Below are 19,462 nucleotides of genomic sequence, written 5' to 3' on the forward strand. Positions count from 1 at the left end.
CCTGGATCGAACAGGACTTCCCCGCGAGCATTCGGTATCGAAAAAACCCTAGTCGGCTCACTTTCCCATGAGCCGACCAGGGTCAAATCTCCGACGAACTAGCTGACAGCCACGAAAGGCTCTCCCCCACCACGACGCATCGGAGTGTGCGGGATGCCGTCTTCGATGAACTCTTCACCGTCGGCCTTGAATCCGTGCTTGGCGTACATCTCGACCAGGTAGGTCTGCGCGTTGATCCGACACGGCGCTTCGCCGACCTCGGCCAGCGCAGCCTGCAGGAGGCGGGTCGTATGCCCCTGTCCACGAGCCTGACGCGACGTGCAGAGACGCCCGATTCGGAAACTCTTGTTTCCGTCGTCGTGCTCTTCGAGCAAACGGAGTGTGCACACCACCTGGCCGTCCTGCTCGAGCCAGAAGTGGCGGGTTTCCGTCAGCAGGTCCCGCCCGTCCAACTCGGGATACGGGCAGGCCTGCTCGACGACAAAGACCTCCACTCGAAGCTTCAACAACTCGTAGAAGGTCTTGTTGTCGAGGTCGAGTGCCCATGAACGCTTCAAAGCTGCTGTTGCCGTCATGGGTTGGACTATCACACAGTCGCGGCGGTATCCGCGACCGGAGCCGATTCGGAAGCACCGGCAGAATCGAGCTCGAGAACCTTCGAGGACCAATCCCAGACCTGGTTGAACAGGCCTTCGTTGTCGGTGAGTTTGACGCCGATGGACGGAACCATCTCGCGAAGCTTGCCCTTCCAACCCTGGAACTCGGTCGGGAAGCAGCGCTCGAGCACGTCCAGCATCGCCGGAACGGCCGTCGACGCACCGGGCGAAGCACCGAGCAGGCCGGCGATGGAACCGTCCTCAGCGGCGACCACCGCGGTGCCGAATTCGAGAACACCACCCTTGCCCTTGGCCCGGCGGATCACCTGGACACGCTGGCCGGCGGTGATGAGTTCCCAGTCCTGCGCCTGCGCCTTGGGCGCGAATTCACGCAGATCCCAGATGCGACCGGCTTCGTTCTTGGCGAGCTCGCTCACCAGGTACTTGACCAGGCCGAGCTCGCTGACACCGACGCCGAGCATCGAGAGGATGTTGTTCGGCTTGACCGAGCCGGGCAGGTCCGTGACGCGACCCTGCTTGAGGAACTTCGGCGACCAACCGGCGTACGGGCCGAACAGCAGACCCGGCTTGTTGCCGATGACACGGGTGTCGAGGTGAGGCACCGACATGGGCGGGGCGCCGACAGCAGCCTTGCCGTAGACCTTGGCGCTGTGCTGGTCGATGAGTTCGGGGTTGGTGCAGCGCAGGAAAGCGCCGCTGACCGGGAAGCCGCCGAAGCCCTTGGCTTCCTTGATGCCCGACTTCTGCAGCAGGTGCAGGGCGCCGCCACCGGCACCGACGAACACGAAGCGCGAGCGAACGGTGCGCTTTTCACCGGTACGACGGTTGGTGACCTTGACGGTCCAGGACTTGTCCGAGTTCTGGGTCAGGTTGGTGACCTCGTGGCCGAAGTACATCTTGCCGCCGGTCTTACCGATGTAGCCGATGAGCTGCTTGGTGAGCGCTCCGAAATCGACGTCGGTGCCGTCTTGGCTCCAGTTCAGGGCGATGGGATCCGAGAAGTCGCGTCCCTTGGCCATGAGTGGCAAACGCTTGCTGAACTCGGCCGGATCGTCGATGTATTCCATGCCGCGGAAGAGCGTGTGGCCGGCAAGTGCGTCGTAGCGAGCACGCAAGTACTTGGCGTTGGCCTCACCGTGAACGAAGCTCACGTGTGCGATGGGGTTGATGAATTCCTTGGGCTGAGTCAGGACGCCCTGCTCGACCGCGTGTGCCCAGAACTGGCGGGACACCTGGAACTGCTCGTTGACGTTGACGGCCTTCTTGATGTCGACCGTGCCGTCCGAGTTCTCCGGGGTGTAATTGAGCTCACACAGGGCGGAGTGACCGGTTCCCGCGTTGTTCCAGGGGTCGCTGCTCTCGGCTGCGACGGCATCGAGCCGCTCGAAGGTCGAGATCGACCAATCGGGCTGCAGCTGGCGCAGCAATGCGCCCAGCGTGGCGCTCATGATGCCTGCGCCCACGAGCACTACATCCGTCTTCGTCTCTACCGCGTTCTGATTCGACACTGGAGAATCGACTTCCTTGTCATTAGCCGTGCGCGCATCCGCCTGCTGTGTTACGCCGAATAGGTTACCCGTGCGTACTCGCGCGGTTCACCACCCCCAATTGTGCTCTACAACGCGCACCCGAAACGACGATTAGATTGTGATTTGTGACTACTTGGGTTCCAGACGTCCTCGGTGACGGATATCAGCAGCTGACGATCCCCCTCGGAACGGATCCGGACGGCGAAGGCGAGGTGGACGCAACACTGGTCCGCTACCAACCGCAGAAGGAGGCGGTGAAGACACGTCGTGCCGTCTTGTACGTGCACGGCTTCACCGACTACTTCTTCCAGAAGCACCTGGCCGAGCATTTCGCCGAACAGGGTTACGCGTTCTTCGCACTCGATCTGCGTAAATGCGGGCGCTCCCTCAAGCCGGGGCACACAGCTCATTACGTCTCCGACCTTGCGCTCTACGACGCCGAACTGAACGAAGCGCTGCGCATCGTCCGCAGCGAGACCGAGGGCAGCGAGGTGTTGCTCATGGCGCACTCCACCGGCGGTCTGATCGTTCCGCTCTGGCTGAACCGTTTGCAGCGCAAGCCCGGTGGCAGCGCCGGAGCCGGAATCTGCGGGCTGGTCCTCAACAGCCCGTGGTTCGACCTTCAGGGGCCTTCGGTAGTTCGCAACGTCGGCACTACAGCGATCGACGCCCTCGGACGAGTGTCGGCAAAGACCGTGATCCCGGGAACGGGACTACCGACTTACGGTTCCAGTCTTCATGTTTCGGCCAACGGCGTCTGGGATTACAACCTCGATTGGAAGCCACTGGCCGGCTGCCCCGTCACCTTCGGGTGGATGCGCGCGGTTCGAGCGGGTCACGCGAAACTTCACCGCGGCCTCGACATCGGAGTGCCTGCGCTGATCCTGCGCTCGAAGAAGTCGCAGTTCGCGAAGGCGTACAACCCGAGCGTCGACCTCGCCGATTCCGTTCTCGACGTCAAACAGATCGCACGCTGGGCGGGGTGCCTCGGCGATCGCACCACTATCGTCCCGATCGACGGCGCCCGCCACGACGTGTTCCTTTCCACCGAGAAGCCCTTGGCCACAGCCTTTTCCGAACTCGACCTGTGGTTGGAGTGGCTCGACGGCCACCTCACCCCGGCCGTAGAGAGTTCGGCAAGCACAGCAAGCAACACACAGGAGATCGCGCAGTGACGCACTACGACCTTGCAATCATCGGCAGCGGATCCGGAAACTCGCTGCCCGACGAGCGGTTCGACGGCAAGAAGATCGCAATCCTCGAAGAGGGCACCTTCGGCGGAACGTGCCTCAATGTCGGGTGCATTCCGACCAAGATGTTCGTCTACGCCGCCGAGGTGGCACGCACCATCACCACTGCCGAGAAGTACGGCGTCGACGCCACGCTCGACGGCGTCCGTTGGTCCGACATCGTCAAGCGCGTCTTCGGCCGCATCGATCCCATTTCTGCAGGTGGAGAGCGGTACCGCAGCGAAGACAGCCCCAACACCACCGTCTATCGCGGCCACGCCACGTTCACCGGCGACAAGACGATCGACACCGGAACCGGCGAGACGATCACCGCTGACCAGGTGGTCATCGCAGCCGGTTCACGTCCGATCATCCCGGAAGAGATCGCGTCGAGTGGTGTGAAGTACTACACCAACGAAGACATCATGCGACTGCCGGAACTCCCTGAACACCTCGTGATCGTAGGCTCCGGATTCATCGCCACCGAATTCGCACACGTGTTCTCCGCGTTGGGTTCCCGCGTGTCGATCATCGGTCGAAGCCAGCGACTGCTACGGCACCTCGACGACGAGATATCCGAGCGCTTCACCGAGTTGGCCGAACAGAAGTGGGACGTCCATCTGGGTTCCCCCCTCACGTCGGTACGCGGCGACGGCGACAACATCGCCGTCGAACTGGCAAACGGCACAGTCGTTTCCGGTGACGTCCTCCTCGTCGCGGTGGGTCGGCAGCCCAACGGCGATCTACTCGGCCTCGACAAGGCCGGAGTCGAACTCGACGACAAGGGCTCGATCGTGGTCGACGAATACCAACGCACCACCGCCGAGGGTGTCTTCGCGCTCGGTGACGTCTCCTCGCCGTACCAACTCAAGCACGTCGCCAATCACGAAGCGCGAGTCGTTCAGCACAACCTGCTCCAGGACGCCTGGAAGGACACGTCCGGGCTTCGCAGCACCGATCACCGCTTCGTACCCGCTGCAGTGTTCACCGACCCGCAGATCGCCGATGTCGGAATGACCGAGAAGCAGGCTCGCGACGCCGGACTCGACATCACGGTCAAGGTGCAGGCATACGGCGACGTCGCGTACGGCTGGGCGATGGAAGATCAGGAGGGCATCTGCAAGGTGATCGCCGAGCGCGGCACCGGACGCATCCTCGGCGCCCACGTCATGGGTACGCAGGCCCCGACCGTCATCCAGCCGCTCATCCAGGCGATGAGCTTCGGTTTGTCAGCTCAGGACATGGCCCGCGGCCAGTACTGGATCCACCCGGCCCTGGCCGAAGTAGTCGAGAACGCGCTGCTCGGCCTCGACATCTGACCACGACCAACCCGCATGACGCCGAAAAGGCGGGCGCTCCGCGTAGTGGGAGTGCCCGCCTTTCCGTAGGTCAGAGTGTCACCAGGGGCTGGTACGCAGCACGATCTCGGTTGCGAGTTCGGCCGGTGCCGACTTCACGACGTCGTCGACACCTGGAAGTTCCGTCACGCGGAAGTCGGAGTACACGAAACGACCACTGGCGTCGGCGATGGCCCGACCTCCACTGCCCACGACGACGGTGGTCGGAACCTCGACCGGCGGAACGCCGGCAATATCGCTCGCCGACGGGTGACCACGGTCCACGGCGATCAAACTCGCGAAGCGGCCGAACTGACGTGCAGCCAACAGCCACGCGAGATCGGCGCCCTCCCGGTGACCGACCAGATTCACCCAGGCGATGTTCAACTCGTCCAGCAGGACCACTGCCGAGGTCTCGTCGAGATTCTCGATCGATTCCACCGCGACGGTCCGCAGATCCGAATGATGCAGTCGCTCACACACATCGTCGTACAAGTCGACGGGGTCGCCCTTGCCGGGGAGCAGGAGTACCGCATGCTTGCTGACCGGCCCGTCGATCCGAACGGTGCACGAACCACTGCCCACCGCTACTCGAGTCAATTCCATGTCTGGAAACGGTACGCGATCCACACTGTGGAGGACCCTGGAGTCGACAGAAGTATGACCACTCATACATTCACACCACCGCTGCGAGCCCGATTTGTTCGCTCTGTACCCCCTCGTTACCCCCTCCCTTCCGAGCGAAAGTGGCTTTCGGCGCATCTGAGGCGACCGATGTACCGTTCGCTCGGGTGGGGGTGGGCCGAAGCACCGAGCGTCTGACCGGAGGAAGCGCCTCGGTCAGCTGGTCATCGACGTGCCTCGGCACCGGCGGCCGTGAGAAGCAGAACCAGAGCATCCGCGGTGCGCGTACAAAACGCGTCACCGTCGGCGAGGCCGCTCGTGAGGCCCCGGACGAGGGTGGTTGCAACGAGGATGTCGAAAGCCACATCGGCAGTTGACAGAATCTCTGCGTCCGGACGCTCGGGGAATTCGACACGCACTCGCTCGGCGAGTGCGAGCCGGGCCGGGTCTTCCGATCTCCGAACCAGTTGTTCGTAGGCGCCGTCTTCTTGATGGTAGGCCGACAGCAGGCCGGGAATCGCTGCGCGCGTTGCCGGTTCGGCAACTCTCGCGAGGAACCATCTCGTCCAGGCCTGCATGTCGTCACGCAAATTCGACGTGGTCACCGGTAGCGCCGCATCCTGCATTCCGAAGACCGCATCCTCGATGATGGATTCCTTGGTCGCCCAGCGCCGATAAATTGCGGCAGTGCCCAGTTCGGCCCTTCGCGCGATGGCTGTGATCGTGGTCTTCTGGTAACCGTGCTCCGCCAGCAACTCGCGGGCGGCGGTGAGGATGGCGTCGTCCACCTGCGGATCTCGAGGGCGCCCCACTCCGACGGTGCCGATACGTCGATCCTTGCGTTGGTCCACAACTGCGGACAGTACCCGACCGGTTTCGCCGAAAACCATTACGTTGCGTAGCGCTCCGTAATAGATTATGGACATCCACCCCGTTGACAGAAGGACCTACCGTGATCACACCGCACGACGAACTACTCATTCATCAACTCCCGACGACACTCGACCACGTCTCGCAAAGTGACCTGCGCTGGACCGAACGCATCGTGATGTACGGCTTCGACAAAACGGGCGAGATCAGCATCATGACGGGGCTGGCCAAATACCCGAACCGCAACGTCCTCGACGCCTACGCGATGGTGACGCGCAAGGGCGAGGAAGCCCGCGTGGTGCGCCTGTCCACCGAGTTGAACCCTCAGACCGGAGGACTGGCAGCGTGGAGTGTGGGGCCGTACACCTATGAAATCGTCGAACCACTCCGCCAGGTACGTTCCACGGTCGACGCAAACGAACACGGATTGAGCCTGCAACTCGACTTCCACGGCGACTTCCCGGTGTACGAGCAGACGGCAGCGTTCCATCGCACGCGCGGCCGCGTTCGCGAAGACGCCCGACGCTTCTACCAGAACGGCACCATCACGGGTTGGATCGAAATCGACGGCACCCGCATCGACATCGATCCCGACAACTGGTGGTTCGGCCGCGATCACTCGTGGGGCGTACGACACGGCGGTGGCGGCGGCAGTCTGTCCGAGGGCGCGAACCTGCAGCCGTCCGAGGTTCCGGACGGAGTCCTCTATTACATGGGGATATTCCAATTCGACGACGAGGTAGTGCATTTCGCGCAGCGCGAAACCAGTACCGGCGCGCGCTGGCAGTTCGAGGGCGAGGTGCTCTTCCCGATCGGTTCCGGCAAGGACGCGCTACCGATCATCGACGTCGAGCACGACCTGAAATTCCGTGACGACATGCGGGTGGTCGAATCCGGCACTTTCACCGTGCACCGAGCGGACCGGACCACCGACGTGATCGAGGTGAATCCAGTGTGCGATTTCTGGCCCGGACTGGCCGGTTACGACGAGTACCGGGGCTACGCCTCCGGCATGTACCGCGGCAAGGACTTCAGCGACAGCTTCACCGTCGACATCACGAACCTCGATGAAATCCGGCAGGTGAGCATGCTCAGCGAGACGCTGTGCGAGGTCCGCATGGGAGACAAAGTCGGATACGGGCTCGTGGAAATGGTCTTCATGGGCGTGAATCCCCGCTACGGGTACACCGATTGGAGCAACACACGGACAGGTACGAACAATGACTGACCGAACAGCCGCAGAAGACATCGCACCCGCCCTTGAACCACTTGTCCGGGAGCACATTCCGGGTACTCGAGGCGCCAAGATCGTCAACTTCAAGCGCACCGAACGCGGATTCTCGACGGAGACATACCTGTTCGACCTCGATGGCGCCACTGGCGAGGCGAGTGGTTTTGTTTTCCGGCGTCCACCGGAGGTTTCGCTGTTCCCCGACTACGATCTCCGCCGCCAGTTCCTCGTGACACAAAGGCTCGCGAAGTCCGACCTCGCAGTCCCCCACGTTCGGTGGATCGACAGCGGTGACAACCCACTCGGCAGCCCCTACTACGTCATGGACCGCATCGGTAATGCCGAGGCGCCCAGCGACTTTCCGTCGTATCACAGTGCCGGAACATACTTCGAAGCCGACGAGGCAGGCCGAGCGAAGATGTGGTGGGGATGCGTCGAGACGATTGCGCAGATTCATCGCTTGGACCCGGACAAGCTCGAACTCGGATTCCTCTCGTACCCCGAGTTCGGCACCCATCCGGTCGAACAGGCGGTGAACTACCTCGACTGGGCCGTTCGTTGGGCATCGCCGGACCTACCGCCGATATTCGACAAAGCACTGGCCTGGCTGAGGGAGAACATCTACCAACCCGAACACGTGACACTGTGCTGGGGCGATGCCCGGATGTCGAACATCCTCTACGGCCCGGACCAGTCGATCGCCGGGGTTCTCGACTGGGAGATGGCCTACCTCGGCGATCACGAGGCAGACCTCGCCTGGCTGTTGTTTCTCGATTGGGCGTGTAGCGAATTCGAGGGACACACACCTTTGCCAGGCACTCCCAGCCGAGAAGAGACCATTGCCCGCTACGAGGAACTGACCGGCTGGAGGGTCGAGAACCTTGTGTTCAACGAGGTACTCGCTGCGGTTCTGCTCGCTGTTCCGCTCCTGCGCCTGTCCACGCATCTCCAACTCGGCGAACATACGGATATCACCGCGTTCTGCAAACATCGTCTCGAACAGTTGCTGCGAGACGCGTAGTCGTCCGCGTGTGATTTTCCGCAAGGCTCCCGAATCATTCCGACGGGATTTCCTGCCACTCGGCGGACAAGCGCGAAACCCACACAGGCGTGCGCCGTTCCATGAATGCACGAACCCCTTCCACCGCGTCGGGCTTCCCCATGACACGCAGGTGCAAGTCGGTTTCCATGGCCGCCACTGTCTCTGGTCGATAGCTTCTGCTCTGGCTCTGCCAGAGCAGTCGTTTCGAGAGTGCCACCGACATCGGTGCAGTATTCGTCGCAATGTCCCGAGCGATCTCCAACGCCGCCGGGAGCACTGCGTCGGCGGGCAGACAGCGGCTACCCAACCCGAGCGCGATTGCCTCGGTTCCGTCGAACGTGCGACCCGTCAAAAGGATGTCAGCGGCCACTGCCATTCCGGCGATGCGTGGAACCGTCCAATGAGCCATCGCATCCGGCAACACACCGAAGCGAACCTGCGGAATTGCATACTTGGCGTCTGCTGCAAAGATTCTGATATCGGCCTGCATCGCGATGGTGAGGCCGATTCCGATCGCATGTCCGTTCACCGCTGCGATGACCGGCTTTCGCAACTCGAACGCCGGCGGATCCACCGGTGACGACGAAAACTGCTCACCGTCAGGTGAATCGAAGGTGCCGGCGCCGTCGCCAAGATCTGCACCCGCGCAGAAGGCTGGTGGCGCACCGGTCAGCACGATCGCGCGAACGGAATCGTCTTCGTCGAGCTTTCGGTACGCCTGCCCCAATTCTCGACCCATATGCTTATTGAAGGCATTCCGCTTGTCAGGCCTGTCGAGGGTCACGACGGCAACGCCGCCGTCCACCGAAACCGAGATCATTGCCCCACCGCTTCCGTCCCGACGGCATCGGCCGGATGCGCAGCCAGGACGTACAGAGATCGTGCGAGGGCATCTACAAAGCGGTCCTGACCCTCGAGCCCACGGGTCAGCCCCTGCATAGTCGTCGTTCCGGCCAGCAGATCGAACAAGAACATCGCGTCTGCACCTGCCGGAATCTCACCACGCCTCACCGCGTCGTCCAGCAGATCCTGAAACGCTGCACGAACCGGCGCACCGATAGCCAACAGACGTTGTCGCGCCTCCGCCGTCCGCGAATCGGCAAGCAGGCCAGGAACTCCGGCCCGCGCCGCGGGTCGGGCAGCGCGGACCAGGAAGATGTGCACCCACGTCGTCAGATCCACCCGCAAATCACCGGTCGACCGAGGCAACGGATGTCCGCCGGGACCATGCACCGCTTCTTCGATCAGGGCTTCCCGTGACGACCAGCGACGGTAGATGGCCGGCGTATTGACACCGGCAGTCCTGGCAATCGCCGAAATGGTCGTCTGCTGATACCCGACTTCGGCCAGCAGTGTGCGAGCTGCAAGCAGCACAGCCTCGTCCTTGCCTGGGTCGCGTGGTCGTCCGATACGGGCGGGAGACTCGGTTTTCACCATTACATATTAACTCGTAACGTTATCTCCCTACCTGAACCAACGCAGTTCAGGTACCGGACGGCTTGGGGAGCCTCGTCATTCCGTAGACGTGATCAGCGCGCACCGTGAGGATCTGTCGACGCTCCACAACCATTGCTTCGCGGTACTCCTCCCAATCGGGATGCTCCTGACCGCTGATGTCCCGGTACAGCTCGACCAGTGCGTCAGACACTTCGTCGTGAGGATCGGCCGCGACGGGTGTCACCACGGCAAGTCCTTCGATCACGGCGTAGCTCCAGAAGTCGGGCGCGCTGACGTGGAGGGAAACCCGCGGATCGCGGATCGCATTTTTACTCTTGGCGCGATCGGCTGTGATGGACACCGAAGCAGTCTTCGACTCGACGTCCCAGCGGTAAATGATGTTGGACAACTGTGGGCGGCCGTCACGCTTGACGGTTGCCAGCACGCCTTGTTTTCCCTGGGCCACGAGTGCGAACAACGCTTCGGCGGTGTCTGTGTCATTGCTCATATCTGCACCAACGACGCCGTGCGGCCGGTTTGTTCCGGAGGCAGTCCAGTTCGCAGATCGCGGACCGCAATCGCGCGATGTCTCTTCCCCCGATGGACGACAGCGGACAAAGATGGTCGACATGGCAACTTCTCACGACATCCTCCGACTGACTGCGTTCAGCTCGGATCCGGCCGGCGGCAATCCCGCCGGCGTACTGCTCGACGCCCGTGGGCTGGACGACTCCGAATTACAATCTGTTGCAGCTGAAGTCGGGTATGCAGAGACGGCGTTCCTCATCGAACCGGAACTCGGCGGCAATCCGCGTCACAGCCGGATCCGCTACTTCTCCCCTATCGCCGAAGTACCGTTCTGCGGCCATGCCACTATCGCGACGGCCATCGCGCTCACCGAGAGAGACGGCGCCGGCACCTTCACATTCGAGACGCCGATCGGACCGGTATCGATCGACACGGCGACCGACGCGGACGGCAGATCCACCGCCACCTTCACCAGCGTCGAACCGTCGGTCTCGCCGGTCGATCACGCGGTGTTGACGGCACTGCTCGGGCTCATCGGCATCGATTCGTCGGCGCTGGACGTACGGTATCCCGCAATGCTGTCGTATGCCGGCAACACTCACCCGATCGTCGTACTACAAGAGCAGACAGCTTTCGACGAGTTCACATTCGATCCCGTAGCGATGCGAACCCTGATGGACGCGCAGGGGTGGGCCGGCACGGTGACAATCCTGCATCCCCTCGACGACTCCACATTCGAAGCCCGAAATCTGTTTCCGGTGGGAAACATCGTCGAGGATCCCGCAACCGGGTCCGCAGCGGCGTCGACCGGCGGTTACCTGCGCAAACTCGAAGCCGCGGCCACTCCGCGGCGGATCACCATCCACCAGGGCCGACACGTCGGGCGTCCCAGTGTGCTCGAAGTCGACATCCCGGTCGACGGCGGTATCTCGGTCACCGGCACCGCAGTGCCCGTCGTCGACGGGCAGTAGTCAACCTCAGCGATGAGTTTCTCCCCGCCGGCGGGTCTATTCATCAGAGCGACGTCACCAGACCATCGCATCGAGCCGGGAGAACACCATGTCTGCAATCGCGTCAACCGCACACAACCTCCACGTCACCAAGCCACGTGCCGTACTCGGCGCCACTATCTCGGCCCTCATCGTCAACCTGATCCTGTGGTTGATCGGCCTCGCATTGGGTGGGTCGTTCGAGATGACAGACCAGGGAAAGCCGGCCGGCGTCGCACCCGGCGGCGTCATCACGCTGACGGTCGTGCCGCTGTTGGTCGGTTTGTCGGCCGCAATGTTGATCTCACTGAAGTGGGAGCCGATCATCCGCATCGCTCAGGTCGTGGGCGCAGTCGTGGCGCTCGGCACCATCGCTTCAACCATTGCCGCCGACTTCGACGCCGTCAGCACGGTCATGCTCGCGCTGATGCACGTGGTTGTCGCCGCGGGCGTCGTCGTCGCACTCGAGGCTGTACGTCGGTCTCCCTCGAACTAGACAGCGGTAGGCGGCGCCGAATACGTCTCGACGATCTCGGCCGCCACGTCGCGCAACCGGGTATTCGTGGTCTGAGACTGCTTGCGCAGCATGTGAAATGCTGTGTCGGCGTCGATCCGATGGATGGCCATCAGCATGCCTTTGGCCTGTTCGATCGGCGCCCGGGTCTCGAGCGCGCGTTGCAAGGCATCAGCCACCGCCTTGGTGGACTTGAAACGAGAGAAGTCGCCGATAGCACGTGAAACTGTTGTCGTGAGAATCTCCATTACGTCCGCGTCGACGCGATCGAATGCCGCTGGGGCGCGTCCGTACAGGTTGAACGAACCGAGTCGCTGATCCGGCGTGAAGAGCGGCGCCGCGAGAAAGGACTTGATCCCTTCGTCCTTCGCCGCCGCCGCGAACCGCGGCCAGCGTTCCGCGCTGGTCTCGGCGTCGACGACAACGGTGTCACCGGTTCGAGCGGCGTGCAGACATGGTCCGTCGCCGGCGTCGTATTGCTCGATGTCGACGCGCAGGGTTCGCGAATCGGTGTGCACGGCGGTGTAGGTCTGCCCGGCCAGATCGATGGTGACCCCGATGCTGTCGGCGCCCTCGATGGCGTCGTTCGCGATTTCGACGGCCCGCTGGAGCAGGACCACGAGTTCGTCCTCGTCACCGATACTTCCTCCGAGCGCTGCCAGCAACTCCCGGACCGCGCTTGCAGTCAGCCGAGTTTCCGCAGCCTCGACGGCGACGTCAGCACCCGTTGCCGTCGCATCGTCCGGCATTACCGACGGCACCGAATCCTCGGTTCTCGGGTCTAAGCCTCTGGGGTCGAAAGCGGTATCCACGACGAAGCATTCTTCCAGTTTCACGGGCCGTCAGGAGAGTGAGTTCGGTGACAGAACCCGGCAAACCGCCGAGTCGTCATCGCCATCGGTCGAGCGCGAGACCCAGATTCCGCCTCGCCCGAGTGTGTTGGCCACGAACCGCGTCCGGACTCAGTTCCAGGACAACTGCGATCTGTGGATACGTCATGCCCTCCACTTCCCGCAAGACCCAGGCGGCACGCTGACGCAGCGGTAGACGATCGAGTTCGGCTTCAAGAGCGTCGAGAAATGCTGTGCCGCATACTTCCTCGCTCGGATCGCGCAATCGAGTATCGACTTCGTCCCGAAGTCCGTCCACATCGGCGGCGCAGGAGCCGACTTTTCGATGGACATCCGAGATCTTGCGAGAACAGATCGCGAACAACCAGGTCTTGATGCTCGAGCGCCGCTGAAACCCCGGAAGTTGGCGCCAGGCGGCAACGCAGGTTTCCTGGACGATATCGTCGACGTCACTCTCACTGGTGACGAGTCGACGGGCAAATCGATACAAGTGCGGGCCGTATCGGCGAACGATGACGTCGAAGGCCGCATGATCGCCGAGCATTGCCGAGTCGACCAGCACCTCGTCACTGAAGTCGGTAAGCAAGCCGTCGAATTGATCTGTCACCGCGCACACTCCTACTAGGGAGCCGTCGCGGGAGTGAGGCCTGGCTATTCTACCGCGTCCACGTCGGCGCCCGCGGGAGTGCTCTCAGACTTCGAGTGCGGACGCGATGACGGGCAGCCCGATCGGCGCGCCTGCGTTGATCAGTTTCTCGAGTAGATCCTGATCGAGGTGCTGCTCGACGAGATCAGCGAGAAGGTCGAGTTGTTGTTCTCGCACCGCGGCAACCGAGGTGTCGGGTGCAGCAATAAAACCGGGAACCGCGATCTCACGCAGCAGGCTGCGCCGAAAGTCGTCACTTTCCAGGAGACCATGCCAATGTGTCCCTCGAACAGACCCTCGCACACTGCCTTCCGGCACACCGCCCGAGTCCGCCAGCAATGGGCGGTCCCCGTTGCGCACGACGCGTCCGTGATGAATCTCGTACCCTGACACCGAGATACCGTCGGCGGAACCGGTTACCTGCGCCAGCACTTTGTCCGGAGCGAATTCGATGTCGAGGTCCAGCAGACCGAGTCCTGCGGTAATCCCTGATCCTGATTCAACGTCATCGACGATGGAATTACCCAGCATCTGGTATCCGCCGCAGACTCCCAGCACTGCCTGCCCGCGGCCCGCTCGGGCGATGATCTCGTCAGCCAGGCCGGTACTACGCAACCACTCGAGGTCACTCACGGTGGACTTACTACCGGGAATCACCACGAGGTCTGCGTCGCGGATCCGCGACGGATCCGTCACCCACGAAACTGCCACGCCCGGTTCACATGCCAGCGCCTCGACATCCGTCGAGTTGGAGATGCGCGGGAGCCGGACCGCAGCAACGGTGAGCCAAGCCGAACCGACGGGTGGGCCAGGGCGCCCTACCGGGGCGTTGCCGGTGACGCCAAGCGAATCCTCGGCGTCGAGCCAAAGATCGTCGGCAAACGGGATCACTCCGAGAGTGGGTCGACCGGTGAGGCTGCGCAGTTGATCCAGTCCGGGTTCCAACAGTGCAACGTCACCGCGGAATTTGTTGATCACAAATCCCGCGATCAATGCCTGGTCGCTCGGCGAAAGCACAGCAACGGTCCCGAACAGATGGGCCAGGACGCCGCCGCGATCGATGTCACCGACGACGACGACCGGAATCTGCGCAGCCTCAGCCAATCCCATGTTGGCAAGATCCGTTGCGCGCAAGTTGATTTCGGCCGGCGAACCGGCGCCTTCACAGATCACGACGTCGAACTCGGATCGAAGCGATTCGAGATCTTCGGCCACGACGGCGCGAAGCCACTGCCGATGCTGCATGTAATCGCGAGCACCCACCGTGGTCATCGCCTTGCCCCTAACGACAAGTTGCGACGTCCGGTCACTGCCCGGCTTGAGCAGCACCGGATTGAACCGAACACTCGGTTCGAGCCCGCACGCTCGTGCTTGAAGAGCCTGCGCACGGCCGATCTCTCCGCCGTCGAGCGTGACCACGGAATTGTTCGACATGTTCTGTGCCTTGAACGGCGCAACTCTGACGCCTCGACGCGCCAGCATGCGGCACAGTCCGGCCACCAGAACGCTCTTGCCGGCGTCGGATGTCGTGCCGGCTACCAGCAGAGCGCCGCGCATCTCCGAACTCAAGGCAGGGTGAGAATCTCTGCACCGGTCTCGGTGACCACCAAGGTGTGCTCGAACTGTGCCGTCCACTTACGGTCCTTGGTGACGACGGTCCAGCCGTCCTCCCAGATCTCGTAGTCGATACCACCGAGGTTGATCATCGGTTCGATCGTGAAGACCATGCCCGGTTCGATGATCGTCTCGACCGCGGGCTCGTCGTAGTGCAGGATCACGAGGCCGTTGTGGAAGGTCTCGCCGATACCGTGTCCGGTGAAGTCCCGGACGACGCCGTACCCGAACCGATGGGCGTATGACTCGATGACACGTCCGATCACGTTGAGCGCGCGGCCGGGTTTGACGGCTTTGATGGCCCGCATCGTTGCCTCGTGCGTGCGCTCGACGAGCAAGCGGTTCTCTTCGGACACGTCACCGGCGAGGAACGTCGCATTGGTGTCGCCGTGAACCCCGTTGATGTACGCGGTGACATCGATATTGACGATGTCGCCGTCCTGGATCACGGTCGAGTCGGGGATTCCGTGGCAGATCACCTCGTTGAGAGACGTGCAGCACGACTTGGGAAAGCTCTTGTAGCCCAACGTCGACGGGTATGCGCCGTGGTCGAGCATGAACTCGTGTGCGATGCGGTCGAGTTCGTCGGTCGTGACACCAGGAGCGACAGCCTTGCCGGCTTCCTGCAGCGCGCCGGCAGCGATCTTGCTGGCGATGCGCATCGCCTCGATCGTCTCCGGCGTCTGAACCCAGGGCTCGTTGCCCTCATTGGCGGTCGGCTTCCACGCGTACTCGGGCCGCTCGATCTTCGAGGGCACAGCGAGGACGGGAGAGACGGTTCCAGGGACCAATGGGGTACGCACAGACATGCAGAACAGCCTAGACCTCGCGTCGCGCGTCAGCCGGATGCACTCCAGTTCCGGAAAACCGGATCGACGAGAATTCTGACGGGGGTCGACATCGTCTGTCCGAACTCCTCGAAGAGATTGTCGCGCGATTCGAAGGTGCCCAGATCACGGTCGACGAACTCGGAGAAGTCCAAGCAATCACACGAAATTGATCCACCCCAGCTGATCGGAGCGCGTCCGATCGCGTCGAACAGTGTTTCCTCGCCGGTGTTCGTGAACGGTTGCACCGATGAGACTGCCGCAGGTGCAACGATCTCGGAGATGTCCTGCCAGCGTCCGTCGATCAGAAATTCCGGCCACGCCAGCAGCACTGACTTCGGAATCACCGCACGTAGATGCCGAAATCGCGGATACCAGAATTCCCCGCGAAGTACGAGACCGCGGACGCGGGTGGCGATACCTCGGCGGCGAGCCAACGCTTCGACGACGGCAAGCCTCTGGCTGCATGATCCGCGCCCTCGACTCAATGTCACCGAGACGGGTTGCCGGTCGTCGAGTCCGTACACCGCCCGAATCGTTGCAGCGACGCTGCGATGCGCCGACACCAGAAACTCCTGCGCCGACTGGATCGCACCTTCTGCAATGTCCTCGTATAGGCGGGCCACGTCGTGGTGGCCCCAGTCGAGAATCGGTGTCGCGGCTGCGTCGCCACCGGACACATCGTGGCGGATGTCACCGTCGCGGATTCCGCCGAGCAGCACGCACGTCATGTCTCAACCGTAGTGCGCGACCGGAATCCGTGGAGCCTGACAGAATCCGAACCGTGAAGAAATGGCTACTGTTGATCACCGCGATCCTGACCGAGGTGTCTGCGACTCTGTCGTTGCGCGCCGCCCTCGATCACCCCGCTTGGTACATCGTGGTCGTCGGCGGATATCTCGCGGCATTCACCGCCTTGTCGTTCGTCCTGCGGGAGGGCATGGGACTCGGTGTCGCATACGGAATCTGGGGCGCAACCGGCGTTGTCCTGACCGCCGTGTTCGCAACTTTTCTTTTCGGCGACCCGCTGACAGCAACGATGGGCGTCGGTATTGCCCTGGTCATCGGCGGAGTGCTGTGCGTCGAACTCGGTTCCCAGGTTGCTGCCGACAGCGGGCCGGTGGACCCGGCATGACCTTCGTATTTCTGATCGCTGCAATTATTTCCGAGGTCACCGCGACGTTGTCACTACGGATGGCGTCGCAGGACGGCAGCGACAAGCGATGGCTCGCGGTTGTCGCCGTGGGGTACCTCGCCGCTTTCGCTTTCCTCACGCTCGCACTCGACGCGGGCCAGACGATCGGCGTTGCGTACGGCATCTGGACTGCATGTGGGGTGGCGCTGACGGCAATCGCATCCCGCATTCTCTTTCGCGAACCGCTGACCAAGCTCATGATCGTGGGGATCGGCCTTATCGCGGCAGGCGTACTTCTCATCGAACTCGGTGCGGGCCACTGAGCCCAACAAACAGGGTGTAAGGTTTACCTAACTTTGCTTTGGAGGTAGTCCGCGGTGCCGATCCCTGCCCTTCGTGAAATCGACGGTGGTCCACACCTGGACGACGGTCCGCACTTACGGGAACCCGAACGCCACACCCCGATGGCGCGCGCCGTCCCGGCGCCGTTTCAACTGACGACGTACATCGTCGAGACCGACCACATCACGCAGTGGCCACAGCACGCTCATGCCGAGCACGAACTCATCTGGTCCGACCGCGGCGTCGTCAACATGATCATCGACAATCAACTCTGGACCGTCACGCCCGGCGTCGGCCTGTGGATCCCTCGCGGGGTCCTCCACGAGGGTCAGGCCAATCCCCACGTCGCATTCCGCGCCACTCTCTTCACCCCCGAGTTGTGGACTCCCGCCTGGAACGAACCGTGCATCGTGACGCTGAGCGAGGCGGCGCGAGTTCTGCTGATCCACCTCGCGCATACCGGAATGCCTGCAGAACAACGCCTTCGGGCTCAGCAGGTCTGCGTCGATCTCCTCACTCCCGCATCGGCCCCGCATTTCGACGTGCCGATCCCCCGCGATCCTCGGCTACGGATACTCGTCGACAAAGTTCTGTCTGATCCCGCCGACGATCGATCACTCGATCAGTGGGCGCACGTTCTCAATCTCAGCCGACGCACGGTCACCCGGATCTTCGCCGCGGAACTCGCCTTGAGCTTTGCGCAGTGGCGCACCCTGGTTCGCATGAGTACGGCCTTGGGAATGCTCGGGACCGGGATGAGTGTGAATGCAGTCAGTCGTCGAGTCGGGTACGGGACGTCGAGTTCGTTCATCGCCGCCTTCCGCAAGACGGTCGGCTACACCCCCGGCAATGCTCTCGCCGCCGTCAACTGACGCAAGCCTGACCTGTTGTCGACATCTGCTGGCCCCTTCGCTACACGGACGCGCCCTACATTCACTTAGGTAAGCCTGCTCTCATGTGCTCGAGGCACTGAGTCGTGCAAGCACTTCCCCGATCAATCCCGAGGAGTTTCGCGTGTTCAGATCTGCCCGTCAGAGAATTCGTCCCCAGCGGAGGCGACGAATAGTCGTTGCGCTGATGGTGGCGGCCGCACTGCCTCTGACCGCCTGCACACAGTCGTCGACCGAGACCGAAGGAAACAATTCGTCGGCATCCGCCGTCGAGGACGGCGCGTTTCCCGTCACGATCAAGCACGCATTCGGTGAAACCGTCATCGACAAGGAACCGACCAGGGTCCTCACCCTCGATTCCGCAGCGGCAGACACCGTCATCGCCCTGGGAGTCACCCCGGTAGCGATGCAGAAGGACTCGTGGGCCGGCGACGCCGACGGCTTCCTGCCGTGGACCCGCGCGGAACTCGAGAAGTCGGGCCAGACACTGCCCACGCCTGCGCCGTACTACTCCGACAGCGGGGAGCTCCTGTTCGAACAGATACTCAATGTCGCACCCGATCTGATTCTTGCGCCGTATTCCGGTTTCTCCGAGCAGGACTACCAGCGCCTGAGTTCGATCGCCCCGACACTCCCCTACGACACCAAGCCGTACCAGCCGAGTTCGTGGCAGAACCTGGCCACCGATGTCGGCAAGGCTCTCGGTCGCCCCACTCAGACCGCTGCGCTGATCAAGTCCGCGGAGGAAACTGTCCAGGAGTCGAAGGCGAGCCATCCGGAATTCAACGGGGTCACCTTTGCCTTCGGGTCCTACATCCGCGAGGGAGAAACCGAAACCGCCATCTACGGCCCCGACGATCCACGCGTCAAGTTCGTCGAAAACCTTGGGCTCACAGTTGCTCCCGACGTGGTGAACGGCGCCAAGAACTTTGCAGGCAACTCTTTCCTGTTCGGCATCAGCATGGAGAAACTCGACACGATCAACACCGACGTGTATCTCGGATGGGCAAGCGATCAGTCGGAAGTCGACAGCACGTTGGCCAACACTCTGTTCGCGCGGTGGCCGGTCATCGCCAACGGAAAGGACTTGTGGATCACCGACAATCGCCTGACAGCGGCGACCATGTACGTCAGCGTTCTGAGTGTCCCGTGGGCAACCGACGAGCTCGTTCCACAGTTGACCGAACTGGTCGCCAAGTAGCAGCCCACG

At 62.5% G+C, this 19,462-nt stretch carries 22 protein-coding genes; 10 read left to right on the top strand and 12 right to left on the bottom strand.

All coding sequences use genetic code 11. The features are described 5' to 3' along the window. Window positions 1-98: 98 nt before the first annotated feature. Window positions 99-575 carry a GNAT family N-acetyltransferase gene (locus DBV08_RS00875; protein WP_003942808.1) on the bottom strand — a complete coding sequence of 159 codons (477 nt, stop codon included), beginning with the start codon at window positions 573-575 and terminating at the stop codon, window positions 99-101. An 11-nt stretch (window positions 576-586) separates the two neighbouring features. Further along, window positions 587-2,125: a malate dehydrogenase (quinone) gene (gene mqo, locus DBV08_RS00880; protein ID WP_003942820.1), complete on the bottom strand. Its 1,539-nt coding sequence runs from the start codon at window positions 2,123-2,125 to the stop codon at window positions 587-589. Between the two features lie 146 nt (window positions 2,126-2,271). Between mqo and DBV08_RS00885 the strand changes: the two genes are divergently transcribed. Both DBV08_RS00885 and mtr read left to right on the top strand, forming a co-directional pair. Beyond that, window positions 2,272-3,321, top strand: a complete 1,050-nt coding sequence (locus DBV08_RS00885; protein ID WP_095970676.1) for an alpha/beta hydrolase — start codon at window positions 2,272-2,274, stop codon at window positions 3,319-3,321. Beyond that, window positions 3,318-4,694 carry a mycothione reductase gene (mtr, locus tag DBV08_RS00890; RefSeq protein ID WP_020969385.1) on the top strand — a complete coding sequence of 459 codons (1,377 nt, stop codon included), beginning with the start codon at window positions 3,318-3,320 and terminating at the stop codon, window positions 4,692-4,694. The genes DBV08_RS00885 and mtr overlap by 4 nt, the downstream gene beginning before the upstream one ends. Before the next feature lie 78 nt (window positions 4,695-4,772). Here the strand turns inward: mtr and DBV08_RS00895 are convergent, their stop codons facing one another. Then, window positions 4,773-5,318: an alpha/beta fold hydrolase gene (locus DBV08_RS00895; protein ID WP_003942671.1), complete on the bottom strand. Its 546-nt coding sequence runs from the start codon at window positions 5,316-5,318 to the stop codon at window positions 4,773-4,775. A gap of 242 nt (window positions 5,319-5,560) precedes the next feature. Further along, window positions 5,561-6,187: a TetR/AcrR family transcriptional regulator gene (locus DBV08_RS00900; RefSeq protein WP_260395222.1), complete on the bottom strand. Its 627-nt coding sequence runs from the start codon at window positions 6,185-6,187 to the stop codon at window positions 5,561-5,563. 101 nt (window positions 6,188-6,288) lie between these two features. Here DBV08_RS00900 and DBV08_RS00905 point away from each other — a divergent pair, with 101 nt between their 5' ends. Then, on the top strand, window positions 6,289-7,434 hold the full coding sequence (locus DBV08_RS00905) for a hypothetical protein (RefSeq protein ID WP_021343973.1): 1,146 nt from the start codon (window positions 6,289-6,291) through the stop codon (window positions 7,432-7,434). Further along, on the top strand, window positions 7,427-8,458 hold the full coding sequence (locus DBV08_RS00910; protein ID WP_124566264.1) for a phosphotransferase family protein: 1,032 nt from the start codon (window positions 7,427-7,429) through the stop codon (window positions 8,456-8,458). Before DBV08_RS00905 ends, DBV08_RS00910 begins: the two co-directional genes overlap by 8 nt. 34 nt (window positions 8,459-8,492) lie before the next feature. Here the strand turns inward: DBV08_RS00910 and DBV08_RS00915 are convergent, their stop codons facing one another. Genes DBV08_RS00915 through DBV08_RS00925 form a run of 3 tightly spaced genes read right to left on the bottom strand, consistent with a single transcriptional unit; the run spans window position 8,493 to window position 10,424 of the window. After that, window positions 8,493-9,299 (bottom strand): enoyl-CoA hydratase/isomerase family protein, encoded by an 807-nt coding sequence (locus DBV08_RS00915; protein ID WP_124566265.1) that lies wholly within the window; start codon window positions 9,297-9,299, stop codon window positions 8,493-8,495. After that, complete coding sequence (locus DBV08_RS00920) at window positions 9,296-9,913, bottom strand: TetR/AcrR family transcriptional regulator (protein WP_230544058.1); 618 nt, start codon at window positions 9,911-9,913, stop codon at window positions 9,296-9,298. Before DBV08_RS00920 ends, DBV08_RS00915 begins: the two co-directional genes overlap by 4 nt. A 49-nt stretch (window positions 9,914-9,962) precedes the next feature. Continuing rightward, entirely contained in the window at window positions 9,963-10,424 is a 462-nt protein-coding gene (locus tag DBV08_RS00925; RefSeq protein WP_124566266.1) for a PPOX class F420-dependent oxidoreductase, read from the bottom strand. A 121-nt stretch (window positions 10,425-10,545) separates the two neighbouring features. Between DBV08_RS00925 and DBV08_RS00930 the strand changes: the two genes are divergently transcribed. Both DBV08_RS00930 and DBV08_RS00935 read left to right on the top strand, forming a co-directional pair. After that, window positions 10,546-11,415: a PhzF family phenazine biosynthesis protein gene (locus DBV08_RS00930; protein WP_260395223.1), complete on the top strand. Its 870-nt coding sequence runs from the start codon at window positions 10,546-10,548 to the stop codon at window positions 11,413-11,415. An 88-nt stretch (window positions 11,416-11,503) separates the two neighbouring features. Beyond that, entirely contained in the window at window positions 11,504-11,929 is a 426-nt protein-coding gene (locus DBV08_RS00935) for a DUF6069 family protein (protein WP_124566268.1), read from the top strand. On the opposite strand, the gene DBV08_RS00940 is transcribed toward DBV08_RS00935, so the two are convergent. The 5 genes from DBV08_RS00940 to DBV08_RS00960 all read right to left on the bottom strand — a co-directional run bounded on the left by DBV08_RS00940 (window position 11,926) and on the right by DBV08_RS00960 (window position 16,616). Next, window positions 11,926-12,759, bottom strand: coding sequence for a GAF and ANTAR domain-containing protein (locus DBV08_RS00940; RefSeq protein ID WP_124566562.1), 834 nt, complete (start codon window positions 12,757-12,759; stop codon window positions 11,926-11,928). The genes DBV08_RS00935 and DBV08_RS00940 overlap by 4 nt on opposite strands. A 76-nt stretch (window positions 12,760-12,835) precedes the next feature. Continuing rightward, window positions 12,836-13,405 (bottom strand): RNA polymerase sigma factor, encoded by a 570-nt coding sequence (locus DBV08_RS00945; protein WP_021333021.1) that lies wholly within the window; start codon window positions 13,403-13,405, stop codon window positions 12,836-12,838. A gap of 84 nt (window positions 13,406-13,489) precedes the next feature. Continuing rightward, on the bottom strand, window positions 13,490-15,001 hold the full coding sequence (locus DBV08_RS00950; RefSeq protein WP_124566563.1) for a cobyric acid synthase: 1,512 nt from the start codon (window positions 14,999-15,001) through the stop codon (window positions 13,490-13,492). A gap of 8 nt (window positions 15,002-15,009) precedes the next feature. Further along, a complete protein-coding gene (map, locus tag DBV08_RS00955) occupies window positions 15,010-15,867 on the bottom strand; it encodes a type I methionyl aminopeptidase (protein WP_124566269.1) in 858 nt (285 codons plus the stop codon). Window positions 15,868-15,896: 29 nt separating this feature from the next. Continuing rightward, a complete protein-coding gene (locus DBV08_RS00960; RefSeq protein ID WP_124566270.1) occupies window positions 15,897-16,616 on the bottom strand; it encodes a transglutaminase domain-containing protein in 720 nt (239 codons plus the stop codon). Between the two features lie 53 nt (window positions 16,617-16,669). Here DBV08_RS00960 and DBV08_RS00965 point away from each other — a divergent pair, with 53 nt between their 5' ends. The 4 genes from DBV08_RS00965 (at window position 16,670) to DBV08_RS00980 (ending at window position 19,453) form a co-directional block, all read left to right on the top strand. Further along, complete coding sequence (locus DBV08_RS00965; RefSeq protein WP_095970689.1) at window positions 16,670-17,020, top strand: multidrug efflux SMR transporter; 351 nt, start codon at window positions 16,670-16,672, stop codon at window positions 17,018-17,020. Next, entirely contained in the window at window positions 17,017-17,343 is a 327-nt protein-coding gene (locus tag DBV08_RS00970) for a multidrug efflux SMR transporter (RefSeq protein WP_124566271.1), read from the top strand. Before DBV08_RS00965 ends, DBV08_RS00970 begins: the two co-directional genes overlap by 4 nt. A 54-nt stretch (window positions 17,344-17,397) precedes the next feature. Then, entirely contained in the window at window positions 17,398-18,234 is an 837-nt protein-coding gene (locus DBV08_RS00975; protein WP_095970691.1) for an AraC family transcriptional regulator, read from the top strand. Between the two features lie 142 nt (window positions 18,235-18,376). Further along, window positions 18,377-19,453 carry an ABC transporter substrate-binding protein gene (locus DBV08_RS00980; RefSeq protein WP_260395225.1) on the top strand — a complete coding sequence of 359 codons (1,077 nt, stop codon included), beginning with the start codon at window positions 18,377-18,379 and terminating at the stop codon, window positions 19,451-19,453. Window positions 19,454-19,462 lie beyond the last annotated feature (9 nt).

It is taken from the genome of Rhodococcus sp. KBW08, assembly GCF_003852455.1.
GTDB classification, from domain to species: Bacteria; Actinomycetota; Actinomycetes; order Mycobacteriales; family Mycobacteriaceae; genus Rhodococcus_F; species Rhodococcus_F baikonurensis.

What these genes read in the sequence shown, in the direction of transcription:
- DBV08_RS00875 (WP_003942808.1), bottom strand. Translation starts at nt 575, where the DNA reads ATGACGGCAACAGCAGCTTTGAAGCGTTCATGGGCACTCGACCTCGAC.
- DBV08_RS00895 (WP_003942671.1), bottom strand. Translation starts at nt 5,318, where the DNA reads ATGGAATTGACTCGAGTAGCGGTGGGCAGTGGTTCGTGCACCGTTCGG.
- DBV08_RS00910 (WP_124566264.1), top strand. Translation starts at nt 7,427, where the DNA reads ATGACTGACCGAACAGCCGCAGAAGACATCGCACCCGCCCTTGAACCA.
- DBV08_RS00915 (WP_124566265.1), bottom strand. Translation starts at nt 9,299, where the DNA reads ATGATCTCGGTTTCGGTGGACGGCGGCGTTGCCGTCGTGACCCTCGAC.
- DBV08_RS00925 (WP_124566266.1), bottom strand. Translation starts at nt 10,424, where the DNA reads ATGAGCAATGACACAGACACCGCCGAAGCGTTGTTCGCACTCGTGGCC.
- DBV08_RS00930 (WP_260395223.1), top strand. Translation starts at nt 10,546, where the DNA reads ATGGCAACTTCTCACGACATCCTCCGACTGACTGCGTTCAGCTCGGAT.
- DBV08_RS00935 (WP_124566268.1), top strand. Translation starts at nt 11,504, where the DNA reads ATGTCTGCAATCGCGTCAACCGCACACAACCTCCACGTCACCAAGCCA.
- DBV08_RS00950 (WP_124566563.1), bottom strand. Translation starts at nt 15,001, where the DNA reads ATGCGCGGCGCTCTGCTGGTAGCCGGCACGACATCCGACGCCGGCAAG.
- map (WP_124566269.1), bottom strand. Translation starts at nt 15,867, where the DNA reads ATGTCTGTGCGTACCCCATTGGTCCCTGGAACCGTCTCTCCCGTCCTC.
- DBV08_RS00960 (WP_124566270.1), bottom strand. Translation starts at nt 16,616, where the DNA reads ATGACGTGCGTGCTGCTCGGCGGAATCCGCGACGGTGACATCCGCCAC.
- DBV08_RS00970 (WP_124566271.1), top strand. Translation starts at nt 17,017, where the DNA reads ATGACCTTCGTATTTCTGATCGCTGCAATTATTTCCGAGGTCACCGCG.